14 protein-coding genes are annotated in these 16,505 nt (G+C 64.3%); 8 read left to right on the top strand and 6 right to left on the bottom strand.

Going from position 1 to position 16,505, the window contains the following annotated elements; all coding sequences use genetic code 11:
• Positions 1–167 precede the first annotated feature (167 nt).
• The 4 genes from ACY65G_RS20275 to ACY65G_RS20260 all read left to right on the top strand — a co-directional run bounded on the left by ACY65G_RS20275 (position 168) and on the right by ACY65G_RS20260 (position 6,175).
• Entirely contained in the window at positions 168–2,975 is a 2,808-nt protein-coding gene (locus ACY65G_RS20275; protein ID WP_464999102.1) for a TonB-dependent receptor, read from the top strand.
• Between the two features lie 79 nt (positions 2,976–3,054).
• Positions 3,055–4,596, top strand: a complete 1,542-nt coding sequence (locus ACY65G_RS20270) for a tryptophan halogenase family protein (RefSeq protein WP_464999101.1) — start codon at positions 3,055–3,057, stop codon at positions 4,594–4,596.
• 26 nt (positions 4,597–4,622) lie between these two features.
• Positions 4,623–5,348 (top strand): SapC family protein, encoded by a 726-nt coding sequence (locus ACY65G_RS20265; protein WP_464999100.1) that lies wholly within the window; start codon positions 4,623–4,625, stop codon positions 5,346–5,348.
• Positions 5,345–6,175 carry a DUF6445 family protein gene (locus tag ACY65G_RS20260; protein WP_464999099.1) on the top strand — a complete coding sequence of 277 codons (831 nt, stop codon included), beginning with the start codon at positions 5,345–5,347 and terminating at the stop codon, positions 6,173–6,175. The genes ACY65G_RS20265 and ACY65G_RS20260 overlap by 4 nt, the downstream gene beginning before the upstream one ends.
• 154 nt (positions 6,176–6,329) lie before the next feature.
• Here ACY65G_RS20260 and ACY65G_RS20255 read toward each other — a convergent pair whose 3' ends face one another.
• Positions 6,330–6,773, bottom strand: coding sequence for a hypothetical protein (locus ACY65G_RS20255; RefSeq protein ID WP_464999098.1), 444 nt, complete (start codon positions 6,771–6,773; stop codon positions 6,330–6,332).
• Positions 6,774–7,160: 387 nt separating this feature from the next.
• Here ACY65G_RS20255 and ACY65G_RS20250 point away from each other — a divergent pair, with 387 nt between their 5' ends.
• Positions 7,161–8,768, top strand: coding sequence for a methyl-accepting chemotaxis protein (locus tag ACY65G_RS20250; RefSeq protein ID WP_464999097.1), 1,608 nt, complete (start codon positions 7,161–7,163; stop codon positions 8,766–8,768).
• A 311-nt stretch (positions 8,769–9,079) separates the two neighbouring features.
• Here the strand turns inward: ACY65G_RS20250 and ACY65G_RS20245 are convergent, their stop codons facing one another.
• Both ACY65G_RS20245 and ACY65G_RS20240 read right to left on the bottom strand, forming a co-directional pair.
• Positions 9,080–9,505 carry a hypothetical protein gene (locus ACY65G_RS20245; RefSeq protein WP_464999096.1) on the bottom strand — a complete coding sequence of 142 codons (426 nt, stop codon included), beginning with the start codon at positions 9,503–9,505 and terminating at the stop codon, positions 9,080–9,082.
• Between the two features lie 89 nt (positions 9,506–9,594).
• Positions 9,595–9,870: a hypothetical protein gene (locus tag ACY65G_RS20240; RefSeq protein ID WP_464999095.1), complete on the bottom strand. Its 276-nt coding sequence runs from the start codon at positions 9,868–9,870 to the stop codon at positions 9,595–9,597.
• Between the two features lie 223 nt (positions 9,871–10,093).
• Between ACY65G_RS20240 and ACY65G_RS20235 the strand changes: the two genes are divergently transcribed.
• Positions 10,094–10,375, top strand: a complete 282-nt coding sequence (locus ACY65G_RS20235) for a hypothetical protein (protein WP_464999094.1) — start codon at positions 10,094–10,096, stop codon at positions 10,373–10,375.
• A gap of 149 nt (positions 10,376–10,524) precedes the next feature.
• Here the strand turns inward: ACY65G_RS20235 and ACY65G_RS20230 are convergent, their stop codons facing one another.
• The gene (locus tag ACY65G_RS20230; protein WP_464999093.1) at positions 10,525–11,790 is read right to left on the bottom strand and encodes an MFS transporter; all 1,266 of its coding nucleotides are present in this window, start codon (positions 11,788–11,790) and stop codon (positions 10,525–10,527) included.
• A 117-nt stretch (positions 11,791–11,907) separates the two neighbouring features.
• Between ACY65G_RS20230 and ACY65G_RS20225 the strand changes: the two genes are divergently transcribed.
• Together ACY65G_RS20225 and ACY65G_RS20220 are read left to right on the top strand one after the other, a co-directional pair.
• Complete coding sequence (locus ACY65G_RS20225; RefSeq protein WP_464999092.1) at positions 11,908–12,864, top strand: LysR family transcriptional regulator; 957 nt, start codon at positions 11,908–11,910, stop codon at positions 12,862–12,864.
• 19 nt (positions 12,865–12,883) lie between these two features.
• Positions 12,884–13,552, top strand: coding sequence for a flavin reductase family protein (locus tag ACY65G_RS20220; protein ID WP_464999091.1), 669 nt, complete (start codon positions 12,884–12,886; stop codon positions 13,550–13,552).
• Between the two features lie 20 nt (positions 13,553–13,572).
• Here the strand turns inward: ACY65G_RS20220 and ACY65G_RS20215 are convergent, their stop codons facing one another.
• The gene (locus ACY65G_RS20215) at positions 13,573–14,031 is read right to left on the bottom strand and encodes a hypothetical protein (RefSeq protein ID WP_464999090.1); all 459 of its coding nucleotides are present in this window, start codon (positions 14,029–14,031) and stop codon (positions 13,573–13,575) included.
• A 201-nt stretch (positions 14,032–14,232) separates the two neighbouring features.
• The gene (locus tag ACY65G_RS20210) at positions 14,233–16,215 is read right to left on the bottom strand and encodes an NPCBM/NEW2 domain-containing protein (protein ID WP_464999089.1); all 1,983 of its coding nucleotides are present in this window, start codon (positions 16,213–16,215) and stop codon (positions 14,233–14,235) included.
• Between the last annotated feature and the right edge of the window lie 290 nt (positions 16,216–16,505).

Genomic DNA, 16,505 nt, shown 5'->3' with positions numbered 1-16,505 from the left:
TGCGACATTATAGTTTTCTAAACTTGCAGGATTGACATACCATCGCTCTTCACTGGCACGAGGCGCATCTGCACCTTCCTGTCCCATGCCGGCCTGCTCTGCTCGCGCATCCGCAGCGCGAGAGTCTTCCCCCTTACAACATAACAATCAAGGAGTAGAGGAGCACGATGAGAAAAAATAGAAACGTTTCCAATGCCGTGTTGGCGCTCACGGCGATGCTGACCGCCGCGCACAACAGCGCGGCCCAGGAAGCCCCGCCCGCCACGGCCGGCGAGGCCGCAAGCAGCAACACCGTGGTGGTCAAGGGGATCCGGCGCAGCCTGATGACGTCGCTCGACGCCAAGCGTGAAGGCAGCGGCATCGTCGACGCCATTTCGGCGGAAGACATCGGCAAATTCCCCGACCAGAACCTGGCCGAATCGCTGCAACGCATTACCGGTGTCTCGATCGACCGCTCGGGCGGCGAGGGAAAGCAGGTCACGGTACGCGGCTTCGGTCCCGACTTCAACACCGTGCTGGTCAACGGCCGCCAGGTCGCCTCCGAGAACGAGAACCGCGCGTTCAACTTCGATACCGTCTCCGCCGACCTGGTCAACAGCATCAACGTCTTCAAGACGGGCACGGCGACCCAGCAGTCGGGCGGCATCGGCTCCACCATCAACATCACCACCGCCCGGCCCTTGAACCTGGGCGGGTTCAAGGTGGCAGGCACGGTCAAGGCGCTGCACGACGACAACCGCGGCGAGACCACGCCCGAATACTCGCTGCTGGTGAGCGATACCTTCGCGCAGGGCAAGTTCGGCGCGCTGGTGGCGGTCTCGCGCAAGAAAGCCAGGACGCGCCTGGACCAGGCGCAAACCGACGGCTGGCTGACCAACGCGGGCATTCCCAATGCCGAACTGAACGGCGGTGCCGGATTCGCGGGCGCCGTCTTTTCACCTCGTAACTACGACACCAAGGTGACGTTCGAAGAACGCACGCGCACCAATGCCAACCTGGTGCTGCAATACCGGCCATCGCGCGAGTTGACGCTGACAGCCGACGCGCTGTATTCCGACTTCGACATCAAGACCGATGCGACGTCCTACGGCCACTGGTTCACGGCGCCGAACGTGCAGCGCGCCCGCACCGATGGCAACGGTACCGTCACCGACCTGTACCAGGAAGTGGGGCTGGCCACGGACTTCCATGCCAAGAAGTTCGACCGGCTGACCAACACCAGATCGTTCGGCCTGCAAGCCGACTGGAAGATCTCGAACAAGCTCAATATCGTGTTCGACGCCTGGAAATCGGATGCGAAGCGCGAGCCGAACAACGGTGGCGGCGACCAGCTGTCGCTGATCGGCTACAAGAACCGTGCGCGCTTCCAGTCCGATGCGGCCACGCTGCCGTGGGTGAGCGAATTCGACGGGCCGGCGACCGGGCTGGTATACGAGTACGATGCCCAGGGCCGGCCGGTCACCCACGCCGTCTCGAATTACCTCGATCCGGCCAATGCGCGGGCGCACGTGATGCTGCGCCGTGGCTGGGCCGTCGACGACGCGGTGCGCCAGTACAAGGTCGATGGCGTGTGGAAGGAGGGCAGCGGCGACGGACTGGTCTCGGCCCGCTTCGGCCTGCAGCGCTCGCAGGAGACCAAGGCGCTGACCCGCTGGGACAACGAAGGCGTCGGCATCCACTGCACGTATTGCGGTTATGGGGATCTTCCGGCCATCCCCGCCGGCACCCTCAGCGTGTTCAACGCCGGCAGCGACTTCCTGGGTGGCGTCGGCGGCAGCGGCCGCACGCCGGCATCCTGGCTGCGCCATGACGGCGAGAAGCAGTTCGCCTTCGTCGAGCAGCAGAGCGGCAAGGACTTCGACGCCGTGGTGCGCGACAACTCCTATGCGGTCGAGGAGAAAACCACGTCGGCCTACCTGGAACTGGCGTTCGCCGGCACGCTGGCCGGCAAGCCCGTGCGGATGACCACCGGCGCGCGGCTCGAACACACCGATATCAACGTCTCGGGCACCCAGGGCAATATCGAGCGGCTGAACGTGCTCGACGCCACGGAGCTCAGCGCCGTGTATGGCGCCAAGTCGGCCATCAACGTCAGCAATTCGTATTATTCGGTCTTGCCCAACCTCAGCGCGAACATCGAATTGACGGACACGCTGGTGGCACGCATGGCCGTCTACCGTTCGCTGACGCGGCCGCGGCTCGACGATCTGTCGCCCGCCACCAATATCGTCACGACACGTCCCGGCACGCTGACCGCCTCCTCCGGCGACCCGACGTTGAAGCCCTTCGAGTCGAATAACCTCGACCTGTCGCTGGAGTGGTACTACAAGCCGGCCAGCTATGTCTCGGGTGGATTCTTCTGGAAAGACGTCAGCAACTTCATCGTGTCCAGCAACACGACGCGGCAGTTCGACACCAGTACCGGCGTGCTGACCGACCCCAGTACGGGAACCGACAGGCTCAAGCCCGATGCGGCCGATGGCCCGGCCGTGTTCACGCTGACCCGGCCCAGCAATGGGCCATCGGCGGTGGTGCATGGCTTCGAACTGGCCGTCCAGCACACGTTCGACAACGGCCTGGGCTTCATCGTCAACGGCACCATCGTGCGCAGCGACGCCAACCTGAATCCGGGCGACATCGACCAGAAGTTCGCCGTGACCGGCATCAGCGATTCGGCCAATGTCGTCGGCTTCTACGAACGCGGGCCATACCAGCTGCGCCTGGCCTACAACTGGCGCGACAAGTTCCTGCAATCGCTCACCCAGCTGAACGGCGACGGCGTGACCCAGGTGGCGGCCTATGGCCAGTGGGACCTGAGCGGCAGCTACGAGGTGTCGAAGAACCTGTCGGTCGTGTTCGAGGCCACCAACCTGAACGAAGCGGTGGTGAAGAAATATGGCCGCTACACGAACCAGTTCCTGCTGGCGGAAGATGCCGGCCGCCGTTTCGCGCTCGGCCTGATCGCCAAGTTCTGACAGGAAGGGAGGGGCGCCGAAAGCGGGCCAACAGCGCGCCGGTGCCCCTCGTTTGCAACCGCTTCGATCTTATGCAGACATGAACCAGCTAATCAAGAACATCGTCATCGTCGGCGGCGGCGCGGCCGGCTGGATTACGGCAGGCCGTATCGCCGCCCGGCACGCGCAGCCGGACAGCGGCATCACCGTGACCCTCGTCGAATCGCCGACCATCGGCCCGATCGGCGTGGGCGAGGGCACCTGGCCCACCATGCGCAGTACGCTGATGAAGATGGGCATTTCGGAAACCGACTTCATGCGCGAATGCGATGCCACGTTCAAGCAGGGCGCCAAGTTCGCACGCTGGGTCGACGGCACCGCCGACGACTTCTACTACCACCCGCTGATGCTGCCGCAAGGCTTCGGCCAGGTGGACCTGGTGCCTTACTGGCAAACGGCCTGCGCCGGCCACTCGTTCTCCGACTCGGTGTGCCTGCAGGAGCAGGTCTGCGAGCACGGGCTGGCACCGAAGATGATCACCACGCCGGAGTATGCCTCGGTGGCCAACTACGCCTATCACCTCGATGCCGGCAAATTCGTCGCACTCCTCACGCGCCATTGCACGGCCAGGCTGGGCGTGACGCATATCCTTGGCGACGTGACCGCCGTCAGGAGCGCACCCGATGGCGATATCGCGGCCATCGTCACCGTGCAGCAGGGCGAGATCGCGGGCGACCTGTTCATCGACTGCACCGGGTTTTCTTCGCTTTTGCTGGGCAAGCATCTCGGCGTGCCGTTCGTCGACCGGGGCGACGTGCTGTTCATCGACAAGGCCATCGCCGCCCAGGTGCCCTACGAGCGCGACGATGCGCCGATCGCCTCGCACACCATCTCGACCGCCCAGGCGGCCGGCTGGATCTGGGATATCGGCCTGGTAAACCGGCGCGGGACCGGCTACGTGTATTCCAGCAGGCACACGAGCGACGACCAGGCGGAAGCCGCGCTGCGCGCGTATATCGGGCCGGCCGGCAAGACGGTGAGCACGCGCAGCATTCCGATCCGCTCCGGCCATCGCCGGCTGTTCTGGAAAAACAACTGCGTCGCGGTGGGCCTGGCCGCCGGCTTCCTGGAGCCGCTGGAAGCCTCGGCGCTGGTGCTGGTGGAAATGTCGGCCGAAATGCTTGCCGAGCAGTTGCCCGCCACCCGCGACACCGTGGACATCGCGGCCCGGCGGTTCAACGACACGTTCTTGTACCGCTGGGACCGGATCATCGATTTCCTGAAGCTCCATTACATCCTCAGCAAGCGCACCGACAATGCGTTCTGGACCGATAACCGGGACCCCGACACCATTCCCGACGGCCTGCAAGACCTGATGCGGCTGTGGCGTTACCGCCCGCCCGGCAACTGCGACTTCACCAGCAATAACGAGGTGTTCCCGGCCGCCAGTTACCAGTACGTGCTGTATGGCATGGGTTTCAGGACGGACCCGCAATTTTTACGGCTGTCGGCAAGCGAGCGGCGTGCGGCCCAGGAGCATCTGGCCAACAACAGCGCGGCCGTCAGGAAGGCGCTGAAAATGCTGCCGGCCCATCGCGACCTGATCGCCAAGATCCACGCCTACGGCTTCTCCGCCGTATAGGCCACCACAAGAACAAGGACACACGCATGGCTTTCCTGGCTTTACTGGACAATACGGCACACCGGCAGGTTCGCGTCGACAGCGCTCGGGTGGAGGCCGCCGCCGCGACACTGAACATGGTGCCGGTCGTACTGAGCGAGTTCCTGAAGCTCGTCGTCCAATACCCGATCGCGTTCACCAAGGACAAGGACACGGGGCGCTTCGCCTGCGTGGCGCTGTTCGGCTTCCACGACAGCGAAAACCTGTTTGTCGACGATGGCCGATGGGGCGCCATCTATGTGCCGCTGCAGGTCTCGCGCCAGCCGTTTTTCCTCGGCAAGGCCCCGAACGGCGGGGAGCACTTCGTCGTCTGCATCGACGTCGAACACGCCGCCATCGGGCCCGGCGGCGAGCGCATCTTCGACGCCGAGGGGCGGGAAACGGCCTGTCTCGAAGAAGCGAGGGGACGCCTGGCCGAACTGCTGGACGGCGAGGCGCCGACACGGCAATTCATCGACACGCTTGCGCACCTTCGCCTGCTGGTGCCCATGCAGCTGGAGATCACCTTTGAAAACGGCGACGCGACCCGTGTCGAGGGCCTGTACACGATCGATGAAGCGCGCCTGCAACAACTCGATGGGGAAGCGATCGCCAGCCTGCACGCGCAGGGCTTGCTCGGCCCGGCCTACACCATGCTGGCGTCGCTCGGCCACGTCTACGCCATGATCGACCGGCGTAACAAGCGCACAGCGCGTGCGGAAGATCGCCCATGAATACGCGCAAGGATGTGGCGGCCATGGCACCGCTGTTCGCGCTTCACCCGTCTCCCGCCCATCGGGTGCTCCACGTCGGCGCCGACCGGGAACCCGTGCTGATCGTCGACGACCTGCTGCTCGACCCCGAAGCGCTGTTGCGCTGGGCGGAAACCGGGGTGCCGTTCCAGCAGCAGGAAGGGGATTTCTATCCGGGCATCCGCAAGCCCCTGGACATGGCATACGCAAGCGCGGCATATGCCCATCTGCGCGACCTGTTGCTGGCCACATTCGGCGCCGGCGGCGATGCCGCAGCGACTCCGCTTGTTACGCCGCTTATTACGCCGCTTATTACTCCGCTTGTTACTTCATTTATTACGCCGCCTATTACTCCGCCGATCGCGCCGCTGTCGTGCGTGCTGTCGCTGGCCACCACGCCCCAGGAAGCACTGCGCCCGATCCAGAGCGTGCCCCATTTCGACAGCGTGGAGCGCAACCTGATCGCCAGCGTGCACTATCTGTGCGATGAACGGTTCGGCGGCACCTCGTTCTACCGCCATCGCAGCACCGGATTCGAGAGCATGGATGCGCAGCGTATCGCCGGCTATGCGCCCTGCCTGAAACAGGAGGTGATGCGGCAGGGGACCCGCAGCTTCACCTACATCCGCGGCGACACGCCGCTGTTCGAACGCACCGCAAGCGTCGACGCGAAGTTCAACCGCGCGGTCTTCTACCGCAGCAACCTGCTGCATTCCGGCGACATCTCGGTCGACGCGGGATTGTCGCCGGCGCCCCGCAGCGGGCGCCTGACCGCCAATACGCTGGCGGCGATCGGCGCAGCGGGGTGAGTGCCTGCGGAGTGTTGCCGGCTGGTGCGCACTGGATACGCAGGCACGACCGGATTCGCGCTGTCCGCTGACGGACAGCAAGCAATGCGCGCGTATCGTCCTTGCGCGGCCACAGTATCGGCAGGCGCAAGTCAGGAGCGATATTGCCGGCAGCTTAGCCTGGAGGCACGGCATTCTGTATGGAAGGGTGCTGCCAGCGAATGATGCGCCAGCCAATCCACGCCATCGGCAGATAAGCAAGGTTGAGCCCGACGATCTGGAACCAGGCAGGCGCGGGCATCGACAGCACGCTGGCAATGCCCAGGGCCAGCATGCCGAAGCCAATGGCCATGGCCGCTGGCAATGCATGACTGGCTGCCATTCGAGCGGCGGTAGCGGCGCCACAGAGCGCCCCCAATGCGTGGGCAGCCAGCAGGGCGGAATAGGGGATGGCCCCCGGGATGCTGGCCGATGCCACGACACGGGTCCACACGCGACTGGCGTTCGCGGAGGACGGGGTAAGGACCAGGCCAGCGAGTGCCTGGATCGCAATGCTGATGGCAACACCCACGATGAGGCCCGCCGTGATGGCGGCAACGTTACGGAGCAGCTGGCGCACGAAAACCTCCTTGGGCGGCCAATTGGCACCGCGTCACTTGGCGCTGTCGCCCGTGCGGACGCCCGGGCGAACTTTCACACCCATGCTGCACGCGCAATGTGTCGTGTTCATTACCGTTACGGGCGTGGTGCGTGGTGCGTGGCGCAAGCGCCAGCACTACCGCAACGATATTCGTGATTTCCTGTCTTGCCTGCTGTTGCGGAAATTTCCTGCATGACTGTCACGATGCTGTAACGCAACATTATTAGAATGTCTTCACTTGTTGCTCCACTGCGCAGTCATTTGCCAGTTCGCGCATGACGTGTCGCGTCAAACAAGCCAACCCCACCGGAAGCGCTGCGGTTGGCGTATTCGACCGATCGATTCGGATTCTAACCATTGATTGCCATGCTCAATATTCTCCGCCGCCGGACCGGGTCCCGTGTGGCCGCCGCCTTTGCCGCTCTCCTCGGCATGCTTGCCCTGATCACGCTGACTTCGTTGTGGTCGCTTGAAAAAGTAGCCGGCAATGCAGAAACGCTGGTCGACGACAAGCTGGCTCGCCAGCGCCTGACAATCGAATTGCGCGCCAGCGAGCAGCTCAACGCGCTGCGCGCGATGTCCATCGCACGCAGCGACAGCCTGGAGTTGGCGGATGCCTTTGCAAAACAGCTGGCGGATGGCGAGAACCTGACCAGGCGACTGGCACAGCAACTTGAACGCATGCAGGAAGACGCTCGCGAGCGCTCGCTGGTCGCCACGATGCGGCAGCAGCAGCGCAATTTCCAGGAGGCTCGCGACGAGGTCTTCAAGCAGAAGGAGATGGGCCGAATCCAGCAGGTCGACGATCTGATGCGCACGCGTTTCGAACCGTCCCTGGCCGCCTACATGGATGCCATCGATGCATTGCTCGGCCACCAGGCGCAAGCTGCACGGCAAGTCTCGAACGATTCGACAGCAACGCTGGCGTCCATGCGCATGCTGCTCGGCGGACTCGGTCTGGTTGCCATGCTGTCAGGCGGCATCCTGGCGCTCGTACTCACGCGCAGCATCGTACTGCCCCTGGGCGATGCTGTCGCTTTCGCAAAGCGCGTTGCACAGGGCGACCTGGCGGGAACCCTGCGCCATGGCCGCAAGGATGAACTCGGGCACCTGCTCGATGCGTTGAACGACATGGCACAGCGGCTGGCGCTCACTGTCAGCGGCGTGCGCGAGGCAGCCGCGGCAATCGGTGCGGCATCCAGCGAGGTGGCACATGGCAACATGGATCTGTCGCGCCGTACCGAACGCCAGGCCGCGACCCTGGAGGAAACGTCGGCTGCGCTGAACCAGCTGTCAACAACAGTGCGGCGCAACGGTAGCCAGGCGATCGACGCCGCGCGACTGGCGCAGGGCACCGCGCAGGTGGCGGAGCAGGGCGGCAACGCCATCACGCAGGTGTCCACGACCATGGATGGCATCAGCCGGTCGGCCGAGAAGATCGTCGACATCATCGCCGTGATCGATGGCATCGCATTCCAGACCAATATCCTGGCACTGAATGCGGCTGTCGAGGCGGCCAGGGCGGGCGAACAGGGCCGCGGCTTCGCGGTAGTGGCAAGCGAGGTGCGCGCACTGGCCCAGCGGTCGGCTACGGCGGCGCGCGAGATCAAGACCTTGATCACGGAATCGGTTGCAACGATCGGCCAGGGCGCCGAACTGGCCGCGGGCGCGCAACTCACGATGGCAAGCATGCTGGAACGGGCAGGCGGCGTCAGTGCGCTGATGGCGCACATCGGCGATGCATCCCATGCGCAGACCGACGGCATCGCGCAAATGAACGAGGCGGTTGCCGACCTGGAGCGGGACACCCAGAACAACGCCGCACTGGTGGAAGAAGTGGCTGCGGCCTCGGAGTCGCTGCGCCGACAGGCAGAAGTTCTCGGCACGCTGATGGACATGTTCCAGCTTGCGGGCACGCCTCGTCACAAACCGTGGGCGCCCGCTGCTGCGGTGAGCCTGCCATGCATTCAATGACCGATTGACCTTGGCCCTTTCAGCACGCGGAGCACGTGATCAACGTTGCGCACGGCGCTGGAACGGCGACGTACCGGAATGGACGCGTCGGGACTGAACAGTTCACAGCCGGGCCGGCGCCGGCTGACGGAGGCTTCAATAAGCGCAATTCCACCACCCCGCGGCTGCGCGCGGCGAAGCCGTGCCTGAATTTCTGTGACAGAAAGCGATGATGTCATTTGCCGGTCATCTGCAGCACCTAGGATCGAGGTTGGAGCAAGGAAGTGGTGATGCTGGTTGCGGGAATTGAACGCCGACCTGCAAGTGGACTATCAGCGCAAGTCGACGTTCAAAATGACGGTGATTTTGCCAACATCGGCGCCAGCCCTTTGCACCTGGTAACGTTGGAGCACGGGGTGCAGCAAGGCGCTTGCCTGTGCGTTCACGAGACCGTAGCGCTTCAAATGATGCGGTTCCGCTTCGGCGATCTGGAATTGCTCCAGAGAATACACTTCGTTCGCGCGCATGCAGCCCGCAGCGAGAAGCCTGCGCAGCGTGCGGCGGCAGGTGTCATCGAGCGCGGCATTGTCGGTGCTGATCGATAGCGGCGCGTCGGGTTTGCCCCGGTGCGGCCGCCCGAAGAATGGCATCGTGACAAAGGCCTGCCGTGGTGGCTTGTCCGGTGTTTCTACGACGCCCTTCGAGCCGGCGGGGGCGATACCGGGACTATCCTGGTCGTTTTGATTGTCGTGCAGCATCGATCGATGCTCCTCAAAGCTACGCAATGGAACGTATTCCTGCGCCGTCTGAGCTTTATCGGCCCTTGAGAGCGCTAACAATACTTCCATTATCGCATGAACATGTAAAGCAGTGACCAGGGTGCTGGTCTGTTGCCGGTATGCTTTGCTTCCGTCGACGGCTTGTAGTCGGCGAGTTCTCCGAGCAGCTTGCCGGCCAGCGCCAGGTCGTTCAGCAGGCCCGGCTTGTCCTGCAAGCCCGACAGCGTGTGGACATGGTTTGACGCGCTTGGCTGGAAGCAGGTCGTGGAAAAATTCGGCGGGATATTCTCCGGACTGCCATGCCAGGCTGTCATGCATATGCGCGGGCCCAGGTCCTCGAACACGTTCAGCAGGGCGCGTGGCCGGCTACGACCACTGTAGTGGACCAACTTCTTCCAAACGGTTGACCAGCTATCGAAACGGCTGTGTTAGCCCCCCGGGCCTGACCGGCGACCAAGGTATTCCTGTCCGTCTTGGCTGTCATGTCACGTGCCCGTCACATTGCAGGGCTACGCTCGTTCCATCGCATTGTGAACCCATGTGGTGATAGCCGGTCCGAAACGCGCAGTGGCGACGACCGGTGATTACGGCCGGAGGAGAATGATGATGGGATGGTACCTGGCAATGCTGGCAGCCGTGCTCGTGGGCGGCATGTTGATGCTGCGCGATGGCTTGCGCCTGCTGCGGCACCTTTCGCTTGCGGATTATCTCGTCCAGCAGGGATTCAGATCGGAAGACGCACTGCGCCTTGCGGGCTGCTATTTCTGGAACGAACCGTGGTACAGGCGGATGGCCGAAAGATACCCTCCGGATCACCTTCCGGAGGAATTCCGGATTCTGCAGCGCTAGTATCCGCTTTGCGTATTCTCCAATGATCAAGGCGCTTGAACTGCTGGGGGTGCTTGCGGCAATCGTTATCGCGGCAATGACTGGTGGGACATGCCGGACCTAATTGCCGCACGCAGTTGGATTTGCCCGTTTCCAAGCGGGCATTTTTTTTACATACGAAGGAAATCCCCCGGCGCAGTTTCGGTGCATGAGGGCGAAGCTTGCAACCTCGTTCCGCGATAAGCCGACCACGCAACCAGTACCAGCGCCAGCGCAGCCAACCCGGCCCCGCCGAACATCAGTGCGGAATACCCCAGGTTCGCATCGAGGATCGCGGCCCCGAGCGCGGCACCGATGGCATTGCCAAGATTGAATGCGCCGATGTTGACGGAGGAGGCCAGCCCCGGCGCTTCCGCAGCGGCGTGCATCACGCGCATCTGCACCGGCGGGACCAGGGCGAACGCCGCGGTCGCCCACACGAACAAACCGGCTGCCGCACCCGCATGGGTGCTGGCCAGCCAGGGGAAAGCGATCATCGTTGCGACTTCGACCGCCAGAAAGACCATGATGGTCCGGTCGATCGAACGGTCGGCCATCTTGCCGCCCACGGTGTTGCCAACCGTGAAACCGATGCCGATCAGCGCGAGCATCAACGTGATGAAGGCAGGCGACGCATCCGTGAATGTCCGCAAGGCCGGGTTGATATAGGTGTACAGCGCGAACATGGCACCCGACGAGAGCACGGTCGTCAGCAGCGCGCGCAGCACGACGGGGCTGAGCAGCACCTTCAGCTCGCGGCGCACGTCCGGCGCTTTGCCCTTGCTGCCGGCGGGCAGGAACATCAGCAGTGCCGCCATCGCCAGCACACCCAGCGCGCCGATGGCGGCGAACGACTGGCGCCACCCCAGGTAGTCGCTCAGCCAGGTCGCTGCCGGCACGCCGCCGATGTTGGCGATCGTCAGGCCCATGAACATCGTCGCGATGGCACTGGCCTGCCGGTCGCGGGGGACGAGACCGGCCGCGACGACCGAGCCGATGCCGAAGAAGGCGCCATGCGTCAGGCTCGTGATCACGCGGGCGGCCATCAGGCTTGCGTAGCCGGGCGCGAACGCCGACAACAGATTGCCGATCGCGAAGATGGCCATCAGCGCGATCAGGGCGCGCCGCCGCGGCCAGCGCGCCAGCAGCAGCGTCATGAAGGGGGCGCCCGCCATCACGCCGATGGCATATGCCGACACCAGCATGCCGGCGGAAGGAATGGAGACGTCGATGCCGCTGGCGATCGTCGGCAGCATGCCCATCGGGCCGAATTCGGTGGTGCCGATGCCGAACGCGCCGATGGCCAGGGCCAGCAACGGGAGTGTGGCATTGCGGGGAGCGCCCTCGACGGGGATGGGCTCGGTGGAAAGATCGTCGGATGGCTTGGAAGCATGCATGGGAAGGCCTGTTCTTGTTGAGTACAGCAATGGAGTAACCAGGCCCTGCAGTATGGCGGCACGGATTTTCCAGAAAAAGAGGATAATCCGCAAAAGACTTTTGCTTGCAGTGAGAAGATGAAGCTGAACCTGGAGGAAGTGGGCGTTTTCCTGGCCATCGTCGATACCGGCTCGATGACGGCCGCCGCCGACCGCCTGGGCCAGCCGGTCTCCACGGTCAGCCGGCTGCTTGCACGCCTGGAAGGCAAACTCGGCACCGCCCTGTTGCGACGCACGACGCGCCGTCTCGACCTGACGGACGAGGGCAGCGCCTTCGTGCCGGATGCGCGCGAGATCGTGGCGGCGGTGCAGTCCGCCGAGGACCGGTCGATGGCACGGCGCGGCAACCTGTCGGGGCAACTGCGCCTGGACGCCGCCACGCCGTTCATGCTGCACGTGCTGGTGCCGCTGATGCCGGGCTACCGTGACCGGCATCCGAACGTGACACTGTCCCTCAGCAGCAACGAAGGCTTCATCGACCTGCTGGAACGCCGGGTGGACCTCGCCGTCCGCATCGGCGAACTGAAAGACTCCACGCTGCACAGCCGCCTGCTGGGGCATTCCCGCATCCGCATGGCGGCCACCCCCGGCTACCTGCGGCGGCACGGCACGCCGCACGACCTGCCGGCGCTGCTGCGGCACGAGCTCCTGGGCTTCAGCGAACCGCACATCCTGAACGTGTGGCCGTTGCAGGATGCCGATGGCACGCCGGTGCGGATCGTGCCGACGGTGCTGGCGACCAGCGGCGAAACGCTTCGCCAGCTGGCGCTGCAGGACATGGGGATCGTCTGCATGGCCGACTGGATGATTGCCGACGATATCGCCGCCGGCCGCCTCGTCGAAGTGCTGCCCCACCTGCTCACCGAAGTGCGGCGGCCGATCCAGGCGGTGTACTACCGGCATTCCGCGGTGTCGGCGAAGATCGATTCGATGGTTGCCTACCTGGCGGAAGCACTGCAGGAGAAGGAGCAGGCATGGCTGCGCCGGGTCGGGCGTCCGGCCGGCGGTGTCGGCCAGCCTGCGCACCCGACATGATGTCCGAGCTGCCCGGTATTTGCCGGCAGCGATTTCGCTTTACTGGAGAACGAGTGGACCACGATACTACTTCTACGAACCCGCGCGCGGCCACGGCCTGCCGCACGATCCGTTCAACGCCATCATCGGCCCGCGCCCCATCGGCTGGATATCGAGCCGCGCCGCGGATGGGGTGCTGAACCTGGCACCCTACAGCTTCTTCAATGCCTTCAACTATGTCCCGCCCATCATCGGCTTTTCGAGCCAGGGCCGGAAGGATACGCTGCGCAATATCGAGGCCACGGGCGAATTCGTGTGGAACCTCGCAACGCGCCCGCTCGCCGAGGCGATGAACCTCAGCTGCGCACCCGCGCCGCCCGAGATCGATGAATTCGCGCTGGCGGGCCTGACGCCGGCGCAGTCGAGCGTGATCGGCACGCCGCGTGTGGCGGAATCGCCGGTCGCGTTCGAATGCCGCGCAACGCAGATCATCTCGCTGCAATCGACAGGCGGCGCGGCCACCGGCAACTGGCTGGTGCTGGGCGAAGTGGTGGGCGTGCACATCGCGCGGCATCTGCTCAAGGAAGGCATCTACGACACCGCCGGCGCCCGGCCGATCCTGCGCGGTGGCGGGCCGGCCGACTACTTCGAGATCACACCCGAACAGTTGTTCCGCATGCGCCGGCCCGACTATCCGCCGGGCCGGTAGCCCGGACTTCATGCCCGGGATCAGCCGGCCTTCCGCTCCAGTCGCTCGGCAACCAGTGCCGTGACGACGGCCTGCAGCACATGCACGGCCCAACGCTCGCCAGCCTTGCGCGGACCGGCCTGCAGTTCCCCCTGCGTGATGCCCAGCAGCGGCGCGATGCCGGCGATATTCACGGCATACAGCGCGGTGCCATACAGCGTGCCCAGCGCCACGGGCGACAGGTTCGGCGCCCATTCGCGCAGCGTGGGCAGGGCGGCCCCGAAGGCTGCGGAAGCGCCCAGGTGGTTGGCGAATTCGACGATGCTGGTGCCGGTGTCGCCGATGACGTCGCGCGATCCGGTCGTGCGATCGATCCAGTCGACGGCGTCGCGGTCCAGCGTCTTGGTCAGCAGGCCGGTCTTGCGGCCCGCGACCATGAAAGCGGTCGTGACGACGCCTGCGACCAATCCACCCAGTATGGCTGCTTGTTGCTTTTGCATGAGGTTCCTGTCGAAGAGTGAGTGAGGGAGTGAGTGAAGGAGTGGGTGAAGGAGTGAGTGAAGAGCGGCCTGGCACGAAGGCGTGCCGTCCGCCTGTATTCCACCTTAGTATCGCCACCTTAGTATCGCCACCATACGCCGGATGCGGGACCGGCTCGGTGCGATGCTGCACTCATCCGCGATGCGGGTCATTGAATTCCCTCAGCGTCCTGCGTCCCCATCCCGCACCAGCTGGACATCGCCCCAGGTTGCCACGGCGGGCGGTGCGTTGCCCGATGCCGTTCCAGATCGTGATCCCGATCCTGGCCCCCTTGCCACCAGCTCGATGACCTTGACACCCCGGATGTCCGCCTTCAATCGATGCGCCTTGCCGCCGAACGCCATCGCCGGGCTCTCGACCAGCAGCTTGCCATCGCCATACACGCGGAAGCGCACGGGCTGACTGGTGTTTTCGGTCGAATCGTCCACGCCGACCGCGGCGATCAACTGCGTATGGCCGGCATCGTTGCGCACCTGCAGCCGTGAGCCGGACAGGATGCCGATCCCCGAATCGAAACCCTGTCCCGCGACCTGCAGGGACTGGCCGAACGGTGTCGCATCCGCCTGCGCGCCGCCCCAGCCCGCATATTGCGGCCGGGAGCCGCCGGAGCGGGTGCTCGACCATGGATCGATCATGCGGTGGATCGTCGGGTCGAGTTGCGGGTGCCGGGTGCCGTCGACGGCGATGTTGATCGCGCCGGGGATTTCGGAAAGATAGACGCCGTTCTCCAGGCGCCGCTTGCCGGTGGCTTCGAACACGAGCGTTTCGTGGGGTGCCAGCACGAACGCCTTCTCGCCGGTGAACGTCGAATTTTGCCTGGACCACAGGTCGCGCAGTGTGACCGGCGCGCTGTCCGACAGCTTCAGGTGCCTGGCCAGCAGGGTCACCGGTGCCGGCGTGGCACCGCGGTTGAACAGGGCCACCGCCTTGCGCTGGCCATCGCCCAGTGTCTTGACGATGATCTGCGCATCGTCCGAATCATAGGCGACCACGCCCTGGTGGCCCGCCTTGTCCTGGTTCAGGCCTACCACCTCCGCATTGCCCAGAATTTCGAGCAGCGATGCCGGGCCGTTGCGCAAGTCGTAGCTGACCAGCAGGGGAGCGTTGATCATCGCCCACAGCGAGAAATGCGAGCGCACTTCGACGGGGTGGGCGGCATCGAACGCTTCGTGGCCGATGTGCAGGATGTCGGGATCGTTCCAGTGGCCGGGGCCCGCATACAGCGCGCGTTTCGCCGCGCTGTCGAAGTTGTGCAGCATGCTGGTCCAGCTCGGGGTGATGTCGCTGCTGGTGCGCCAGAGATTGCCCACGTCCTTGCCCCAGCTGCGCACGTTCGCCATGCCCCAGGCACAGATCGACAGCACGTAGTCGTTGGCGGGCCGGGCCGCCTGCAATGCCGCGGCTGCCGCCTCGTAGCGGGCGCGCACCGCGCCGATATCGGTGCGGTTGATCGAGCCGCGTTCGATCAGCGGTGCCTGCCCACGATAGTTCTGCTTTCTCACGAGATCCGAACCCGGCACGAAATCGGCCAGTCCGCAGGCATCGATCTTGATGTAGTCGAAACCCCACTGCTTGAAGTACAGGTCGATGTCCTGCGCGACATGGCCCTCCAGGCCGACTTCGCGCTCGGCGGTGGTGCCTTGCGGCAGGTTGGGCGAATGCAGGTCGTAGGCTTGCGAACAGGCATTGCGGCCGATGTCCGTGTAGAGACCGGCCTTCAGGCCCATGGCGTGCAGCTTGTCGGTGAACGGCTTGAAGCTGGTGCCGTCCGGGCCACCGGTGGCCGCCGACGGGAAAATGCCTGTGCGGATCTGCAGGCGGCCGTCGCCGGTGCGGCGCTTGAGCCACCAGCCGTCGTCGAGGATGACGTAGTTGTAGCCGAGTTTGGCGAGCCCGCTGTCGACCAGCACCCGTGCCGCGCCCATCACCTTGTCTTCATCGACTTCCGTGCGGAACGCATTCCAGCTGTTCCAGCCCATCGGCGGCGTGCTGGCGCTGCCGCCGGTCTTGCCTTCCCAGCGGCCCGCCGGGGCCAACGGATCGGCATGAACATGCGTGACCGCCGAAGCCATCGCCGTTGCAAGGAGGATCGGTAGCAGCTGGCGCTGCACGCGGTGGGTTTTACTGGACCTGCTGTTGGCCATACACATCTCCTGTTGGTCGTTCAACGTCGCGTTGGTCACCGCCGGTTCATCCTTGGCGCTTTCAAAGCAGCGATTTCGCATTGGGCCAGGGCAGATTCGAAAGGCGACCTGCGTACTGTGGTGGAGCTCTTGCTTCAGATCATAATCGAAAGAATTCGAAAACAAAAGCGCTTTCCGGGACCCCAAAGAGACAGCGAAACGAAAATAATACGAAACTCCTTTACATTTCGTTCGATACTTAATTACTATCGGAACGGCTCGCAACGTAAGTAACCACAGCGACATTACCT

It is taken from the genome of Pseudoduganella sp. jia 12 (assembly GCF_055502675.1).
The sequence above is the reverse complement of the archived record's forward strand: the minus strand, read 5'-3'. Positions and strand labels throughout refer to the sequence as shown.

What these genes read in the sequence shown, in the direction of transcription:
- ACY65G_RS20275 (WP_464999102.1), top strand. Translation starts at nt 168, where the DNA reads ATGAGAAAAAATAGAAACGTTTCCAATGCCGTGTTGGCGCTCACGGCG.
- ACY65G_RS20270 (WP_464999101.1), top strand. Translation starts at nt 3,055, where the DNA reads ATGAACCAGCTAATCAAGAACATCGTCATCGTCGGCGGCGGCGCGGCC.
- ACY65G_RS20265 (WP_464999100.1), top strand. Translation starts at nt 4,623, where the DNA reads ATGGCTTTCCTGGCTTTACTGGACAATACGGCACACCGGCAGGTTCGC.
- ACY65G_RS20260 (WP_464999099.1), top strand. Translation starts at nt 5,345, where the DNA reads ATGAATACGCGCAAGGATGTGGCGGCCATGGCACCGCTGTTCGCGCTT.
- ACY65G_RS20250 (WP_464999097.1), top strand. Translation starts at nt 7,161, where the DNA reads ATGCTCAATATTCTCCGCCGCCGGACCGGGTCCCGTGTGGCCGCCGCC.
- ACY65G_RS20245 (WP_464999096.1), bottom strand. Translation starts at nt 9,505, where the DNA reads ATGCTGCACGACAATCAAAACGACCAGGATAGTCCCGGTATCGCCCCC.
- ACY65G_RS20230 (WP_464999093.1), bottom strand. Translation starts at nt 11,790, where the DNA reads ATGCATGCTTCCAAGCCATCCGACGATCTTTCCACCGAGCCCATCCCC.
- ACY65G_RS20225 (WP_464999092.1), top strand. Translation starts at nt 11,908, where the DNA reads ATGAAGCTGAACCTGGAGGAAGTGGGCGTTTTCCTGGCCATCGTCGAT.
- ACY65G_RS20215 (WP_464999090.1), bottom strand. Translation starts at nt 14,031, where the DNA reads ATGCAAAAGCAACAAGCAGCCATACTGGGTGGATTGGTCGCAGGCGTC.
- ACY65G_RS20210 (WP_464999089.1), bottom strand. Translation starts at nt 16,215, where the DNA reads ATGGCCAACAGCAGGTCCAGTAAAACCCACCGCGTGCAGCGCCAGCTG.